The 15,042-nt window shown below is 39.2% G+C and carries 18 protein-coding genes; 3 read left to right on the top strand and 15 right to left on the bottom strand.

Features of this window, described 5'->3' with window-relative positions; translation table 11 throughout:
• Positions 1–8: 8 nt before the first annotated feature.
• Positions 9–989, bottom strand: a complete 981-nt coding sequence (gene pheS, locus IRT38_RS06225) for a phenylalanine--tRNA ligase subunit alpha (protein ID WP_004955712.1) — start codon at positions 987–989, stop codon at positions 9–11.
• Between the two features lie 230 nt (positions 990–1,219).
• On the opposite strand from pheS, the gene IRT38_RS06220 reads away from it, so the two are divergent.
• Complete coding sequence (locus IRT38_RS06220) at positions 1,220–2,221, top strand: hypothetical protein (protein WP_194597225.1); 1,002 nt, start codon at positions 1,220–1,222, stop codon at positions 2,219–2,221.
• A 25-nt stretch (positions 2,222–2,246) separates the two neighbouring features.
• On the opposite strand, the gene IRT38_RS06215 is transcribed toward IRT38_RS06220, so the two are convergent.
• The 3 genes from IRT38_RS06215 to rpmI all read right to left on the bottom strand — a co-directional run bounded on the left by IRT38_RS06215 (position 2,247) and on the right by rpmI (position 3,662).
• Positions 2,247–2,750 carry a GNAT family N-acetyltransferase gene (locus IRT38_RS06215; RefSeq protein ID WP_194597224.1) on the bottom strand — a complete coding sequence of 168 codons (504 nt, stop codon included), beginning with the start codon at positions 2,748–2,750 and terminating at the stop codon, positions 2,247–2,249.
• A gap of 346 nt (positions 2,751–3,096) precedes the next feature.
• Complete coding sequence (gene rplT / locus IRT38_RS06210; protein WP_000124858.1) at positions 3,097–3,456, bottom strand: 50S ribosomal protein L20; 360 nt, start codon at positions 3,454–3,456, stop codon at positions 3,097–3,099.
• 11 nt (positions 3,457–3,467) lie between these two features.
• Positions 3,468–3,662, bottom strand: a complete 195-nt coding sequence (gene rpmI / locus IRT38_RS06205; RefSeq protein ID WP_004637967.1) for a 50S ribosomal protein L35 — start codon at positions 3,660–3,662, stop codon at positions 3,468–3,470.
• 235 nt (positions 3,663–3,897) lie between these two features.
• Here rpmI and IRT38_RS06200 point away from each other — a divergent pair, with 235 nt between their 5' ends.
• Positions 3,898–5,151 (top strand): MFS transporter, encoded by a 1,254-nt coding sequence (locus IRT38_RS06200; RefSeq protein ID WP_194597223.1) that lies wholly within the window; start codon positions 3,898–3,900, stop codon positions 5,149–5,151.
• Positions 5,152–5,185: 34 nt separating this feature from the next.
• On the opposite strand, the gene IRT38_RS06195 is transcribed toward IRT38_RS06200, so the two are convergent.
• From IRT38_RS06195 to thrS, 6 genes are all read right to left on the bottom strand, one after another.
• Positions 5,186–5,611, bottom strand: coding sequence for a YqaA family protein (locus IRT38_RS06195; protein WP_042891713.1), 426 nt, complete (start codon positions 5,609–5,611; stop codon positions 5,186–5,188).
• On the bottom strand, positions 5,611–6,003 hold the full coding sequence (locus IRT38_RS06190; RefSeq protein WP_227592146.1) for a hypothetical protein: 393 nt from the start codon (positions 6,001–6,003) through the stop codon (positions 5,611–5,613). The genes IRT38_RS06195 and IRT38_RS06190 overlap by 1 nt, the downstream gene beginning before the upstream one ends.
• Positions 6,004–6,055: 52 nt before the next feature.
• Positions 6,056–6,673, bottom strand: coding sequence for a glutathione S-transferase N-terminal domain-containing protein (locus tag IRT38_RS06185; protein WP_194597222.1), 618 nt, complete (start codon positions 6,671–6,673; stop codon positions 6,056–6,058).
• 116 nt (positions 6,674–6,789) lie between these two features.
• Complete coding sequence (locus tag IRT38_RS06180; RefSeq protein WP_194597236.1) at positions 6,790–7,119, bottom strand: hypothetical protein; 330 nt, start codon at positions 7,117–7,119, stop codon at positions 6,790–6,792.
• Positions 7,120–7,269: 150 nt separating this feature from the next.
• Positions 7,270–7,821: a translation initiation factor IF-3 gene (gene infC / locus IRT38_RS06175; protein WP_075696111.1), complete on the bottom strand. Its 552-nt coding sequence runs from the start codon at positions 7,819–7,821 to the stop codon at positions 7,270–7,272.
• 5 nt (positions 7,822–7,826) lie between these two features.
• Positions 7,827–9,749: a threonine--tRNA ligase gene (gene thrS, locus IRT38_RS06170; RefSeq protein ID WP_004906717.1), complete on the bottom strand. Its 1,923-nt coding sequence runs from the start codon at positions 9,747–9,749 to the stop codon at positions 7,827–7,829.
• Positions 9,750–10,015: 266 nt separating this feature from the next.
• Here thrS and IRT38_RS06165 point away from each other — a divergent pair, with 266 nt between their 5' ends.
• On the top strand, positions 10,016–11,659 hold the full coding sequence (locus tag IRT38_RS06165) for an acyl-CoA synthetase (RefSeq protein ID WP_194597221.1): 1,644 nt from the start codon (positions 10,016–10,018) through the stop codon (positions 11,657–11,659).
• A 45-nt stretch (positions 11,660–11,704) separates the two neighbouring features.
• Here IRT38_RS06165 and yjgA read toward each other — a convergent pair whose 3' ends face one another.
• From yjgA to panB, 5 genes are read right to left on the bottom strand one after another with little or no spacing between them, the layout of a single operon-like run.
• Positions 11,705–12,241 (bottom strand): ribosome biogenesis factor YjgA, encoded by a 537-nt coding sequence (gene yjgA, locus IRT38_RS06160; protein ID WP_004955693.1) that lies wholly within the window; start codon positions 12,239–12,241, stop codon positions 11,705–11,707.
• Positions 12,242–12,243: 2 nt separating this feature from the next.
• Positions 12,244–12,513: an HPr family phosphocarrier protein gene (locus IRT38_RS06155; RefSeq protein ID WP_004637957.1), complete on the bottom strand. Its 270-nt coding sequence runs from the start codon at positions 12,511–12,513 to the stop codon at positions 12,244–12,246.
• Complete coding sequence (rapZ, locus tag IRT38_RS06150) at positions 12,510–13,361, bottom strand: RNase adapter RapZ (RefSeq protein WP_194597220.1); 852 nt, start codon at positions 13,359–13,361, stop codon at positions 12,510–12,512. The genes IRT38_RS06155 and rapZ overlap by 4 nt, the downstream gene beginning before the upstream one ends.
• Positions 13,362–13,383: 22 nt before the next feature.
• The gene (gene panC / locus IRT38_RS06145; RefSeq protein WP_194597219.1) at positions 13,384–14,229 is read right to left on the bottom strand and encodes a pantoate--beta-alanine ligase; all 846 of its coding nucleotides are present in this window, start codon (positions 14,227–14,229) and stop codon (positions 13,384–13,386) included.
• 3 nt (positions 14,230–14,232) lie between these two features.
• The gene (gene panB / locus IRT38_RS06140) at positions 14,233–15,042 is read right to left on the bottom strand and encodes a 3-methyl-2-oxobutanoate hydroxymethyltransferase (protein ID WP_004906704.1); all 810 of its coding nucleotides are present in this window, start codon (positions 15,040–15,042) and stop codon (positions 14,233–14,235) included.

Below are 15,042 nucleotides of genomic sequence, written 5' to 3'. Positions count from 1 at the left end.
AAAAACTGTTAGGCAAACTGGCGTAAAAAACGCACATCGTTTTGGTAGAACATACGTAAGTCATTGATGCCATAACGCAACATTGCAAAACGCTCTACCCCTAAACCAAAAGCAAAACCTTTGTATTTATCAGGATCAATACCAGAAGCACGAAGTACATTTGGATGTACCATGCCACAACCTAAAACTTCCAACCAACGACCGCGTTCATCCATAATATCCACCTCAGCACTTGGTTCAGTGAATGGGAAGTAAGATGGACGGAAACGCACTTTTAAATCTTTTTCGAAAAATTCATTCAGAAGATTAATCAATAGACCTTTTAGCTCAGCAAAGCTGGTGTTTTCAGCAACGTACAAACCTTCGATCTGATGGAACATCGGCGAATGCGTTTGATCCGAGTCACAACGATATACACGACCAGGACACACGATGCGAATTGGCGGCTGACTTGTCTCCATGGTACGAATTTGTACACCCGAGGTATGAGTACGAAGTAAATGCGTTGCATCGAAATAGAAAGTATCATGCATCGCGCGTGCTGGATGATGACCTGGAATATTTAAGGCTTCAAAGTTGTGATAATCATCTTCAACTTCTGGGCCATGTGCAACCTGAAAGCCTGCTTTGGTAAAGAATTGACAAATACGTTCCTGAACTTGAGTCACAGGATGGATGCTTCCCATACGCTGACCGCGACCAGGCAAAGTGATATCAATCGTTTCGCTTGCTAATTTTTTTGCCAACTCAGCTTGTTGTAGTGTCTGCTGACGTTCAGTCAAAGCAGCATTGATAGCCTCACGAACAGCATGAATCGCAGCACCTTGTACTTTGCGCTCTTCAGGATCCATTTTTCCTAATGCTTTAGACTGCTCTGCAAGCTGGCTTTTTTTCCCTGTAAATTGCACACGAACTTGGTCGAGTGCGGCAAGGTCTTGAGCCGCTGCAATGGCAGCAAGCGCTTCAGTGGTCAGGGCTTCCAGTGACATAGTAACTCTCAAAGCAACAAATTATAGAAATATAATAAAACGCTATAGTTTATCAGCTTTTTACCTAGTTTATGAAGATAAAGGACTGTTTAAATAGAGTACTTTTTAGCGTTAAACTTTATGCCCAAATGGACAACAAATGCCTGTGGTGCAATAAATTTTCGCAAAAAATAATCAATATCTGAATAAAATGTATAAGATACGAGTATCGTCAATGAGAAACAATAACGATGGCGCTTGATCAAATCTGGAAACAACAACTTACACTTGTTAGCTATGGCAATGAATTTCTTGCAGGAAATCTAAACTTTAATCGCTGGATCGAACATCCTATTTTTAGTAAAAACTGCTTAATCTTCAGAGATCTACTATCACAACATTTGCTGGCACAACATTTCCAAATTTGGCTTGAGGGTTTGAAAAAACAAGGCGTCAAAAAACTAAGCTTACATCTTTCTAGTATTCTCAACGACGAACAAAATCCGAATCCTAATGTCGAACTTCTACCTTTTGCACATTTTATTGTAAGTCATCAAGCCAATAAAAAAACCGCTTGGATTTGCGGACATGAACTCGCTGAATGGTTTAACACTGATCAGGAATTTGAAACACCTTTTTCTCAAAAAAACACAATAAGAGAAGAGACATTTTGGCGCTATGAATTAAATGATAAATACGCTAAAAAAATCGATACTGATTTACAGAAAATCAATTGGAACGATGTCTCAAAATTTTTAGAGCGCGAATTATTCAATAGCAAATATGCGGAATACTTTTTAGAACCTGAACAACAAGATTTCCCATTTTATGGCTACGAAATAGATCATAATCAGCCTGATGAAACACTTTTAGCGTTGATCCCAACAGATTATCCAGCTGATTGTGCTCATCAATTATTACATCGAACACAAGCACTTATCGACCACTTAGAAGAACAAAAAAAGCACCCTTATACAGATTCTGGTGAACTTATTAGCCCTGAAGAACAAATCAATCTTCGTAATTTTTCACAGAAGGCTGAGGATTTATTCGCTAAATTAATCGTCAAAACAGCAAATCATTATCAGACAGCTCAACTTACCATGGATGAACCAGAGATCATCGACCGAACCATGGAAATCCCACAACAGTTCAATGAAGCTCATCCACACAAGGTTGGAACTTCTAGCGTCATTAAATTAATTATTCTTACAGTAATTATCTGTTTGGTTGCTTATTATTTTGGGCTTTAATAAAAGCGTACAGCTTTTAATTAGATTAAATTTCCCATTGATAAATTAGCTCCGTTATTCCTTCGCCGAACTCTGGAAGTTCGGCTTCCCCAATCAATTCAGCTCCAATCTTTTCATAAAAGAAACGACTGGGGTTCTTCTTAAAAACCTCTAAACGAATAAACTGATATCTTTTCAGAACAACATAGTCGTAAAAGCATTGAAACATTTCACGCCCAATACCTTGTTTTTGGATGTCCTGCAAAAGATAAAAAGCGCGAATTTCAGCCACATTATTTTCAGGATTTAAATATCCATCTAAAAAACCCTTTATTTTTTGATCTTCAATATACACTAACAATTGATGATCTAAACTTCTTGTGATTGCTTGCCATAATATCAATTTTTCCTGTACATCTAATTGATCTAATATTTCTTGATTAAGGATATTTGCGTAAGTTTCTTTCCAGCACTGTACATGAATCTCAGCGATTTTAGCTGCATCTCCAAAGTTAGCTGTACGTATTTGACCTTTTCGATTACTTTGCAATTCAACCTCCACAAAAATTTGTTCAGCTAAGTGTTGATCACCCAACTTGTATATGAATGTTAAAGAAGCAAAAACTGTGCAAAAGCGAACTAATTATTAAGATCATTTTTCTAAATTAAAAAAATATTTAGCCATAAAAAATAGAGTTTTCACAATTTAAATCACATACTTAAATTGTGAAAACTTAGACTACTAAAAGCAATAATTTACAGTTATAAAAAAAATAAATTATGGATGCTCCTATTCTTTTAGGAGATTTTATTGATCTCTAATTATTCTCTATTACTAAATCCTAAAACCATAAAAAAAGACCGCTAAAAAGCGGCCTTCTTTTGAATCTCTAAGCTTATGCAGCTAATGCGCCTTTAGCTTTTTCAGCTAAAGCAGCAAATGCTACTGCATCATGCATAGCGATGTCAGCTAATACGCGACGGTCGATGATCACTTGAGCTTTTTTCAAGCCATCGATCATACGGCTGTAAGACAAACCGTTTTGACGAGCACCAGCATTGATACGCGCAATCCATAAAGCACGGAATTGACGTTTCTTTTGACGGCGGTCACGGTAAGCGTATTGACCAGCTTTGATTACCGCTTGGAACGCTACGCGGTAAACGCGTGAACGAGCACCATAGTAACCTTTAGCGCGAGCAAGAATTTTTTTGTGACGACGATGAGCCACTACACCACGTTTTACACGAGCCATTTATAATCTCCTTAGATGTATGGGCACATAGCACGAACTGATGCAACGTCACTTACGTGAACCATTACACAACCGCGCAATTGACGGATACGCTTAGCAGATTTTTTGGTCAAAATGTGGCGCTTGAATGCTTGTTTGCGCTTGAAACCGTTTGCAGTCGCTTTGAAGCGTTTAGCTGCACCACGGCGAGTTTTTAACTTAGCCATAGTAACCTCTTTTAGGCACCTGTTCGGCGCGTTTGCACTATTGCAAATCGACCTGCAGGTAAGGAAGGCAGCATGATATAACATCTGAGAATAAAACAAAAGTAAAATGCTCATTTTTTGAGTAAGAGTAAGACTTTTACTCAAACGAAATTTTCCATCATTAATTCTCAAAATACGAGAAATTTACATTAATTACTTGCTTATAATAGCTTCAATTCAATCATAAACACTCGAAATGAACACACAACAAGATGCTTTTGCTGCATTGCGCTATCGAGATTTCTCTATCGTTACCTTGAATCAATTCTGCTTAACATTGGCAATTCTGATTCAAGAAATTATCGTTGCTTATTCACTATATCAAATCACACGTGATCCACTCACATTAGGTTTTATCGGTTTAGCTGAAGCCATTCCATTTATTGCGCTTTCCTTATGGGGTGGTTATTTTGCAGATAAGCTCAATAAGCAAACCATTATGAAGGTCTGTTTATTTTTTGCAGCACCATTGCCACTCGTGCTCTGGGCACTCTTTCATTTATACGGTTTAGAAAAGATTAGTGTCTCAACTTTGTCATGGGGAATTTATGCAGTCATTTTCGCATTAGGAACAATTCGAGGTTTCTACAATCCCTCAGCAACCTCTCTCAAGCCATTTCTTATTCCACGTGAACTTTATGCGAATGGTGCAACATGGACGACGATTGGTTGGCAAAGTGGTGTGATTATAGGTCCAATGTTGGGTGGATTTATGTTGGCATTTCTTGGGCGAGAGACCAGCTTGTTCACAGTCACAGGATTGTTAGCAACTTGTTTTATTTTGATTACCCTACTTCAAAAAAGAACTTTTCCAAAAATGGAAACTGAGAACGTTCTTCAAAGTCTGACAGACGGTTTTCGCTTTATTTGGAAAACCAAAATTGTCTTATGGGCCATATCATTAGATCTTATTTCAGTATTATTTGGAGGGGTAATTGCACTTCTGCCTATATTTGCTGAGGATATTTTAAAGGTCGGTCCAGAAGGATTGGGATATTTACGTGCTGCTCCATCAATTGGTGCGTTGTTAACAATGTTTGTTTTAACCAAATTTCCACCAACGCATCATGCTTGGCGAAATATGTTATTCGCTGTTGCTGGTTTTGGTATTTTTACTATTCTATTTGCATACTCAAATAACATTTGGCTATCTCTGTTTGCACTGGCAATGACAGGTGCATGTGATAGTGTTTCTGTTGTTGTTCGTCAAACCGTCTTACAGATTTTCCCACCTGAGAATATGCGAGGTCGTGTTGCTGCGGTTAATGGCATGTTCGTTTCTTCAAGCAATGAACTCGGCGCTTTTGAGTCTGGTTTAGCCGCTAAGTATATGGGAACCATAACTGCAACCATTTTTGGCGGATGTATGACACTTGCTGTGGTGACTTATTGTTGGTTTAAAACTACTGATTTATTTAAAATCGATATCACCAAAGGTTCGGATCATTAGAACACTTAGGGAAGCCTGTAAGCTTTCCCTACCCTCAGAAAACACCTAGATATAAAGCATATAAAGTTAAATAACGCCCACCTTTGGCAATCGTAACGATCAGCAAAAAGCGCCAAAAGTTTTCTTTCATCAATCCTGCAATTAAAGTGATCGGATCTCCAACGACAGGAGTCCAGCTTAATAATAAAGAATAGAAACCATATTTATGATAAATCTGTTGTGCTTGTACTAAACGCTGTTCAGAAACAGGAAACCATTTTTTATCTTTAAAATGTTCAATTTTCAGCCCTAACCACCAGTTCACACATGAGCCTAATACATTGCCTACAGTCGCAACTAAAATCAAATAAAATGGATTAGAAAGCCCCTGCACCAGTAAAGTCATTAAGACTGCCTCTGACTGTAGAGGCAGTAATGTCGCTGCGCCAAAAGCAGAAATAAATAGTAAAAGATAAGAGATCACGAAACTTTTGGCTCTGATTTAGATCGGACAATATAACTTAGGCTTGAATATAAAAATGGAACAATAAAAGTAATCCAAAATGCGGCATCAGATTTAATCATTTTCTGTAATATTGTTAATTGTATCTCACCCTCTGAAACAGCATTCCAATCAATCAACAGTGTGAGATCAACATAAAAAAGTAAGATAAGGTATAAAGCAAAAATGCCTCCACAAATACCTGTATGAAAAACAGAATGCTTTTCTTTGACTTGTAAAAGTGCAAATAGTGAAGCAAAAACAAAGCCTGTGCTTAAGATTAAAACAAAGACCATCAATTCAAAGTTATCTATCGCTAAAAAATATCGCATCAGACTGCAACTCACTGCTACTACGATCAGTAATCCCATGAGAAGAGCCCAATGCTTAATATAATCATTAAACACGGTAGTAATAATAAAATTAAACTTTGATCGATAATGCTTTTTGAATTGCAGGACGTGCGGTCAAACGTTCAATATAGTCTTGAACATATGGATAATCCTCAAGCTGTATGCCTTGCCAATCGTAACGCAACGCCCACGGCAGGATAGCCATATCCGCAATAGAGTATTCACCAGCTACAAACTTTTGACCAATTAATTGTTTATTGAGCACATCATACAGACGTTTAGTTTCATTCACATAGCGCTCTATCGCATAAGGAATACGTTCAGGTGCAAATTTACTAAAATGATGATTCTGACCCAGCATCGGACCAAAACCACCCATTTGCCACATCAACCATTGCTCAACCTCAACACGTTCTTGTTCATCAGTTGGATAAAACAAACCTGTTTTACGACCTAAATATTGTAGAATTGCACCTGATTCAAATACTGAAATAGGTTCTCCACGCGGTCCATTTTGATCGACTATTGCAGGAATTTTATTATTTGGAGATATCCTAAGAAAATCGGGTTGAAACTGATCGTTTTCTAAAATATTAATCGGGAAAATCTGATAATCGAGTTTCATTTCTTCTAAAGCAATCGTTATTTTGTGCCCATTGGGAGTTCCCCAATAATATAAGTCAATCATTTATGTTGCCCTATTCATCGTTATTCTGACTGTTGTTGCGTTATAGCACAGTTCATAGTTATTGATCAGCAGCCTAGCACGAAAAGAAACAATAAAAAGTCTATGCAAAGAGTGATTTAAAAAATTGTGTCTGATTTTTCCAAGAATGCTTTTGCTTTTTCTCCAACAAATTTGCGACCAGCATTATTGCCATTAATCCACTCATCTACACTAAACAAATCAAACAACCCTACTTTCACTAAGGTTGGAATCGCTAAAGCAAGCTCATCTTCCACATCACCACGCACACCCATGTTATACAAATGAATATTGTGTAGCATTGTTGCGACAGTGCCTGTTTGTACATGACTACCATCCCTCAATCTAACTTGAGGTAGGATTTCGCCTTCTTGTACGACTTTTTGATTGATTTCCGATAACTCATCAGTCCCATTAATAATTGACATATATCCTCGCTTACCAATAATTAACTTTTCAACTAATTTTAGAATATTGTATCTTTTATCATATTTGCTAGTTTTTTTAATTTTTTCAATTGAGCAAGAAATTTTAGGCATAAAAAAGCACCGCCTATTGCGGTGCTTTTTTTAGAAAAATTACTTTTTCTTTTTCGGACCAAGTAACATGCCCATCTGACGACCTTCCATCTTCGGAGCTTGTTCTACTACACCAAACTCCGCAACGTCAGCTTCAATCTTTTGCAATTGAGCTAGACCAAGTTGCTGATGCGCCATCTCACGACCACGGAAACGTAAGGTAATTTTCACTTTATTTCCTTCTTCAAGGAAACGTAAAATTGCGCGCAATTTTACCTGATAATCACCTACATCCGTTGCTGGACGTAACTTGATTTCTTTCACTTGCACTTGATGCTGTTTTTTCTTCGCATCTTTTTGCTTTTGTTTCAAATCAAACAAGTGCTTGTTGTAGTCCATGATTTTACAAACAGGCGGTTCTGCATTAGCAACAATCTCAACAAGGTCAAGATTTGCTTCTTCAGCAGCACGTAATGCTTCAGTTAATGAAACGACACCTTTTTGTTCTCCATCTGCAGCAACAAGGCGTACTTCTTTTGCACGGATCTCGTCGTTAATCGCAGGACGGTTACTTTTAGCACCTTGTTGTTGGTTACGGTCAGGCTGTTTAATCTTTATTACTCCACAATGTACCGGCCACGTTCGGCTACGGCAGATTTCACTAGATCAATGAATGCATCCACTGACATAGTACCTAAATTTTTTCCTGAGCGAGTACGGACATTGACAGTTCCCTCTTCAACTTCTCGGTCACCAAGAACCAGAAGATAAGGAATACGCTCTAGGGTACGCTCACGAATCTTAAATCCGATTTTTTCATTTCTCAAGTCAGAAATAGCACGAAGACCATTTTCTTTGAGTTTTGCAACGACTTGCTCACTCGCCTCAGCTTGAGAATCAGTAATGTTCATAACACAAGCTTGAACTGGGGCAAGCCAAGGTGGCATGAAACCAGCGTAATGTTCAATTAGTATACCAATAAAACGCTCAAAACTACCAAGTATTGCACGATGCAGCATGACTGGTTGATCACGTTCGTTTTCTTCCGTCACATATGAAGCATCTAAACGAATAGGTAAATTGAAGTCACATTGGATTGTACCGCATTGCCACACACGACCTAAGCAATCTTTTAATGAAAATTCAATCTTCGGACCATAGAATGCACCTTCACCTGGTTGCAAGTCCCAAGCCAAGCCAGCATCATCTAAAGCATCAGCAAGAGATTTTTCTGCTAAATCCCAAAGTGCATCATCACCTACACGCTTTTCAGGACGTGTTGAAAGTTTCATTTGCACTTCTTCAAAGCCGAAGTCTTTATAAACATCTAAAGTCAGTTTAATAAAGTCTGCAACTTCTTTACCAATTTGCTCTTTGGTACAGAAAATATGTGCATCATCTTGGGTAAAGCCACGAACACGCATAATCCCGTGTAATGAACCAGATGGTTCGTTACGATGACATGAACCAAACTCCGCCAAACGGATTGGTAAATCACGGTATGATTTTAAGCCTTGATTGAACACTTGTACGTGACAAGGACAGTTCATCGGCTTAACTGCATAGTTACGACTTTCTGAATGAGTCGTAAACATGTTTTCAGCATAGTTCGCTGCATGTCCTGATTTCTCCCACAAAGTGAAATCAACAATTTGTGGTGTTTTAATTTCTTGGTAACCATTGTCTTGCTGAACTTTACGCATGTATTGCTCAAGCACTTGGTAAATTGTCCAACCATTCGCATGCCAGAACACCATACCAGGTGCTTCTTCTTGCATGTGGAATAAGTCTAAAGCTTTACCAATTTTACGATGGTCACGTTTTTCAGCTTCTTCAATACGTTTGATATAAGCTGCTAACTGTTTTTTATCAGCCCAAGCCGTACCATAGATACGTTGTAGCTGTTCATTCTTCGCATCACCACGCCAGTATGCACCAGAGATTTTAGTGAGTTTGAATGATTTTAAAAATTTAGTGTTTGGTACGTGCGGACCACGGCACATATCCAAATAATCCTGATGGTAGTACAAGCCCATTTGTGTTTCATTTGGCATGTCTGCAATCAAGCGTAATTTGTATTCTTCACCGCGTGCTGTAAATTCTGCAATCACTTCATCACGTGGTGTCATTTTTTTGATGACATCATAGTCTTGATCGATGAGCTTTTTCATACGCTCTTCGATCGCCGCCATATCATCCAAAGTAAATGGGCGTGGCATCCAGATATCGTAATAGAAACCTTCTTCAATCACTGGGCCGATAACCATTTTCGCCTCAGGGAACAATTGCTTAACCGCATGTCCTACCAAGTGCGCACATGAGTGACGAATGATCTCTAGACCTTCTTCATCTTTCGGGGTAATAATCTGAACTGTCGCATCTTCTGTGATTAGATCACAAGCATCCACCAAACGATCATTGATACGACCAGCAACTGTATTTTTTGCAAGACCTGGACCAATGCTTTGAGCAAGTTCCATCACGGAAATCGGATGATCAAATTGCTTTTGATCACCATTTGGTAAAGTAATGATTGGCATAATAAAATCCTTAAGGAGTGATGCCCTATACGAAGGAGCATATCACCGCGAGATTATGTATTGAGGAGGAATCCTCAAAAGATAAAAAACGGCGGATAAAAAAGTATTCAAGATTTTACACAGGTTTAGATAAGGATGAAACCTTTGATTCAGAAAAACCAAAATCATTCAGGCAACACTTCAGACTAAAGCCTAAATGAATTCCGTTTAACAACACACTATGTTGTTATAGATATATGAAAATAACAGAAATGGAGTACAGACACATGGTGAGTGCATATGATGAATTACCAAGAACCCCTGCAAATTTTGTCGCATTATCTCCTTTACGCTATTTAGAACGTGCTGCGTATATTTACCCTCATCAAGCAGCAATTATTCATGGTGCTCGTCAAATCACTTGGCAGCAAACCTATCAACGCTGTCGCCAGTTTGCACATCAACTCAAAAATCTAGGTATTCAAAAAAACGATACCGTTTCGGTACTGTTACCAAATGTCCCTGCAATGATTGAAGCTCATTTTGCAGTACCAATGGCAGGTGCTGTACTCAATACGCTGAATACACGCTTGGATGCAAAAACTATTGCTTTCATGCTTACGCATGCAGAATCAAAAGTACTGCTTGTCGACCCTGAATTTAAAACCCTTGCAGAAGAAGCATTAACACTGATCAATCAAGATATTATTGTGATTGATGTATTTGATGAGGAATATGATGCTGAACAAATCGCACTTGGGCAGTACGAATATGAATCTTGGTTAGCTCAAGGTGATCCTGAATTTGAATGGTTGCTCCCACAAGATGAATGGGATGCCATTAGTCTGAATTATACTTCGGGAACTACAGGCAATCCGAAAGGCGTGGTTTATCACCATCGTGGTGCTTACCTCAATGCGGCAAGTAATATCTTGGCTTGCGGTATGAAACCTCGTGCTGTTTATCTGTGGACATTACCGCTCTTCCATTGTAATGGTTGGTGTTTTGCTTGGTCTATTGCTGCTAGTGGCGGTACGAATATCTGTTTACGTCGTGTCGACCCTGCTCTGATCTTCAAATATATTTCTGAACACAAAGTCGATTATTTCTGCGGTGCCCCTATTGTGCTGTCTATGCTCATCAATGCCCCAGTAGATCAACGCACATCATTTGATCATCATGTCGAAGTGATGGTGGCTGGCGCAGCGCCTCCCGTTGCCATTATTGAAGGGATGCGAAATATAGGTATCAATGTCAATCATGTGTATGGTTTGACTGAAACTTACGGCCCGTCTGCTTTATGTGCTGCACAAGCAGGTTGGAGTGATTTATCTATCCAAGAGCAAGCTCAATTACATTCACGTCAAGGCGTTCCGTATCCGTTACAAGACAGTATGCGCGTACTAGATCCTGAAACGATGCAACCCGTACCGAATGATGGGCAAACCATGGGCGAAATTATGTTCCGTGGCAATATCGTGATGAAAGGTTATCTCAAAAATCCACAGGCAACAGAGGAGGCATTTAAGGGTGGCTGGTTCCATACAGGAGATTTGGCGGTTTGTCATCCTGACGGTTATGCGAAAATTACTGATCGCTCCAAAGATATTATTATTTCAGGTGGCGAAAATATCTCATCACTTGAAGTCGAAGATGTTCTTTATCGCCATCCAGCCGTTTTAACTGCTGCAGTCGTTGCAAAACCTGATCCACGCTGGCAAGAAGTTCCCTGTGCTTTTATTGAATTAAAGCAAGGTATCTCAGCTTCAGCAGAAGATATTATTCTGCATTGCCAAAAGGAGCTGGCTCGCTTTAAAGTTCCGAAAGATGTGGTGATTACCGAGATTCCAAAAACCTCAACAGGGAAATTACAAAAATTTATTTTAAGAGAATGGGCAAAAGAACGCGCGACAGGTGAGTTTGGAAACTAACTCTAAAATAAAAAAAGAAGTTTCATTTGAAACTTCTTTTTTGAATTAACCTTGATCCGATAACAGAGCGACTTGCTGGACATAATTCACAAATTTACGCTTTGATGCCTCAAGTTCTTCTTCACTCACTTGCTGCTTGATATCACGATGAATACGCAGAACATGTTGGCGTAAAGTGTGTCGTTCAGAGGCATTAAAAACCTTACTAAATTCATTGATGATTGGGTCACCTTGATCAATCATACGATCAACCCAACGCATCAATTGCATTTGCTTTTTAGCGCCTTGTTGAGGGGTAAGATAAGACAAAATGGTACTTTCATCTTCATTACGCAAGAGTTTACCGATTCGCTGAAACTGGCGACGACGTGCTTCAAAAGAGCTAATCTTTTGCACTTCAAGCAACGCATCAATCAAACGCTCATCAACAGGAAGTTTTTGAATCTGTTTTACATTTAATTGAGCCAATTGCTCACCTAAAGCTGCCATACGTTGCACAGCTTTTTTCTGTTCGGTTCTACTCGCACGTCCCTCTAATGATTCAAAATCCTCATCGGTATAACGCTGGGTACCACGTGCCACTATTACTCTGCCTCATAAAATTTTGCTGCGAACAGCGTTTGAATTTCTTCCAGTGCTTTATCTTCATCAGCACCGTCTATCACTAATCTTAAAGTCGTGCCTTTACCTGCACCTAACATCAACAATGACATAATATTCTTTGCATCAACCAATTTATCGCCTTTTCCAATCTGAATAGAAGAGCGAAACTTTGTGGTGACTTCGATGAGTTTACCAGAAGCACGTGCATGTAAGCCGAGTTTATTAATTACATCAATCGTTGTGTCTATCATGACCAGTGCTTCATTTCTCTATGTAAAATTTGGACAGCCCATTTTGCCTCAAGAGCCTTTTTGAGTCTATCCACAATATAAACGGAACGATGTTGTCCACCAGTACAACCCACGGATATGGTCATGTAATGGCGATGCCCTTCAGCAAAGGCAGGCAACCACTTTTCAAGAAAAGCATAAATATCAGCAAACATCTCATTGGTTTGCTGATTACTTTCTAAAAATTGACGGACTGGCTCATCTAAGCCAGACAGACGGCGTAATTCTAAATCCCAATGCGGGTTTGGTAAATGTCTTACGTCAAATACATAATCAGCATCTAAAGGAATTCCGTGCTTATAACCAAAAGATTGCAAGATCACAATCAAATTATCTGACTGACCTAATTTTGACAGTAAGATATGTTTTAAATCATGAACACTTTTATCTGTGGTATCAATATGAACTGTAGAGCGAAATTGTATCGGAATAAGCAGTTGCTTTTCTTCTAGGATACATTGCAACAGACTATTAAAACGACTCGCTAAAGGATGTGGTCGTCGTGATGCACTGAAACGCGCTATCAAATCTTGATCTTGAGTCGTCAGATAAATAACATCAACCGAACCATGTCTTTTTAACTGCTCAAAGACATGATCAAACTCTTGCATATCTGCACGAGTGCTTCGGATATCAACACCTAAGGCAAGTTGCTCCAAATTATTCTCATGATCTAGTTTTGCCACAATCTCAGGCAATAATGCCAAGGGTAAGTTATCTATACAATAATAGCCGAGATCTTCAAGCACTTGTAATGCTGAAGATTTCCCTGAGCCTGACTGACCTGTAACGATAAGAATACGCTTCATGGCATTTTGCCCTTTTATAGTTTTATGTTTTATATTCGACTTGTAAATTATCAATCAATCGTGTCGAGCCAAGTTTTGCAGCAACAAACAGAACTAAGTTTTGAGTAAACTGTTCAATTGGCTGTAAATTTGGCTGTCGAGCCTCGACATAATCTACAACAAAACCTGCTTGAGTCAACTGATCCGAGATTGTAGCCAAAACCGCTGGCAAGGCTTTACCTTCATGGAGATCTTGCTCAGCTTGTTTCAATAGCTGATAAATCTTCGGTGCTGTTGCACGTTGCTCTTCAGTTAAATAACCATTACGAGAGCTTAAAGCCAAACCATCTTGAGCGCGAACAATTGGCACCCCAATCACTTCAAGTGGAATATTCAAGTCTTGAACTAATTGACGGATAACAGCAAGTTGCTGATAGTCTTTTTGCCCGAAAAATGCATAATCTGGCTGAACAATATTAAATAATTTAGTCACAACAACCGCAACACCATCAAAATGTCCTGGACGTGATTTACCACATAAATCGTCAGTAATCTGACCAACACTAATGTTAGTTAAACGTGGCTGTGAACCATACATTTGTTCAACAGAAGGCGCAAAAATAATATCGCAACCAACATCAGCCAATAAACGACTGTCTTGTTCTAGTGTACGCGGATAACTATCAAAATCTTCTCCAGCACCAAACTGGGTTGGATTAACAAAAATACTTACGACAACGACATCGCAAATCTTCTTTGCCTCACGAACTAAGGTCAAATGACCTTCATGCAAATTCCCCATGGTTGGTACGAAACCAATCATTTTTTTTGCAGCACGCGCAGGTGAAAGAGACGCAGTTAAGCCTTGAATTGTTGTTTCTGTTTTCATGAATTACAGCTCAACTTGGAAAGTATGTTCTTTAGCTGGGAAAGACTGATCTTGTACAGCAGCATGATAGGCTTTAAAGGCATCTAGGATTGCTGTTTCACCTGATTGTTCTTTCATAAAATTACGAACGAAACGTGCAACACGTCCAAATGTTAGCCCAAGCATATCCTGTACAACCAACACTTGACCATCGGTTTGATTACCTGCACCAATCCCAATCACAGGTGTGTTTGGAAATAATTCAGCAATTTCTTTACCGAGTTGTGCAGGTACGCATTCAAGCAATAAAACTGCTGCGCCAGCATCAACTACAGCTTGGCAGTCTGCAATCAATTGATCAGCTGCTTCACGTGTTCTCGCCTGTAGTTTATAACCGCCAAAAACATGTACAGACTGAGGTGTTAAACCCAAATGTACACAAACTGGAATACCATTACGTGTAAGCACTTGAACCAATTCACTTAACCATGCACCACCTTCGATCTTGACCATCTGCGCGCCAACTTGCATCACAGCTTTTGCACTTTTCAAACCATCTTCAAGTGTCGCATAACTCATAAATGGCAAATCAGTCATGATCAAAGCATGCGAATTACCGCGACGAACAGCAGCAGTATGGTAAGCCATATCTTCTACTGTTACAGGAAGGGTTGAGTCCCGTCCTTGTATCGCCATTCCGAGAGAATCACCGATTAAAATCGTATCGATTTCAGCCAGTTCCATTGCTTTAGCCATACTTGCATCGTAACAAGTTAGACATGAAAACTTGCGTCCTTCGGCTTTAAACTTTCTTAAGTCACTTAGACTAATCAT

Source organism: Acinetobacter sp. SK-43 (assembly GCF_015351505.1).
In the GTDB taxonomy this organism is placed as follows: Bacteria; Pseudomonadota; Gammaproteobacteria; order Pseudomonadales; family Moraxellaceae; genus Acinetobacter; species Acinetobacter junii.
This window is presented reverse-complemented; position numbering and strand designations above follow the sequence as displayed.

Bases quoted from the DNA above. Each gene is read 5' to 3' on its own strand.
- IRT38_RS06155 (WP_004637957.1), bottom strand. From the start codon at position 12,513: ATGATAGACACAACGATTGATGTAATTAATAAACTCGGCTTACATGCA.
- pheS (WP_004955712.1), bottom strand. From the start codon at position 989: ATGTCACTGGAAGCCCTGACCACTGAAGCGCTTGCTGCCATTGCAGCG.
- rplT (WP_000124858.1), bottom strand. From the start codon at position 3,456: ATGGCTCGTGTAAAACGTGGTGTAGTGGCTCATCGTCGTCACAAAAAA.
- rapZ (WP_194597220.1), bottom strand. From the start codon at position 13,361: ATGAAGCGTATTCTTATCGTTACAGGTCAGTCAGGCTCAGGGAAATCT.
- IRT38_RS06200 (WP_194597223.1), top strand. From the start codon at position 3,898: ATGAACACACAACAAGATGCTTTTGCTGCATTGCGCTATCGAGATTTC.
- IRT38_RS06190 (WP_227592146.1), bottom strand. From the start codon at position 6,003: ATGGGATTACTGATCGTAGTAGCAGTGAGTTGCAGTCTGATGCGATAT.
- thrS (WP_004906717.1), bottom strand. From the start codon at position 9,749: ATGCCAATCATTACTTTACCAAATGGTGATCAAAAGCAATTTGATCAT.
- IRT38_RS06185 (WP_194597222.1), bottom strand. From the start codon at position 6,673: ATGATTGACTTATATTATTGGGGAACTCCCAATGGGCACAAAATAACG.
- rpmI (WP_004637967.1), bottom strand. From the start codon at position 3,662: ATGGCTAAGTTAAAAACTCGCCGTGGTGCAGCTAAACGCTTCAAAGCG.
- IRT38_RS06220 (WP_194597225.1), top strand. From the start codon at position 1,220: ATGGCGCTTGATCAAATCTGGAAACAACAACTTACACTTGTTAGCTAT.
- IRT38_RS06180 (WP_194597236.1), bottom strand. From the start codon at position 7,119: ATGTCAATTATTAATGGGACTGATGAGTTATCGGAAATCAATCAAAAA.
- panB (WP_004906704.1), bottom strand. From the start codon at position 15,042: ATGATTAGTCTAAGTGACTTAAGAAAGTTTAAAGCCGAAGGACGCAAG.
- IRT38_RS06165 (WP_194597221.1), top strand. From the start codon at position 10,016: ATGGTGAGTGCATATGATGAATTACCAAGAACCCCTGCAAATTTTGTC.
- panC (WP_194597219.1), bottom strand. From the start codon at position 14,229: ATGAAAACAGAAACAACAATTCAAGGCTTAACTGCGTCTCTTTCACCT.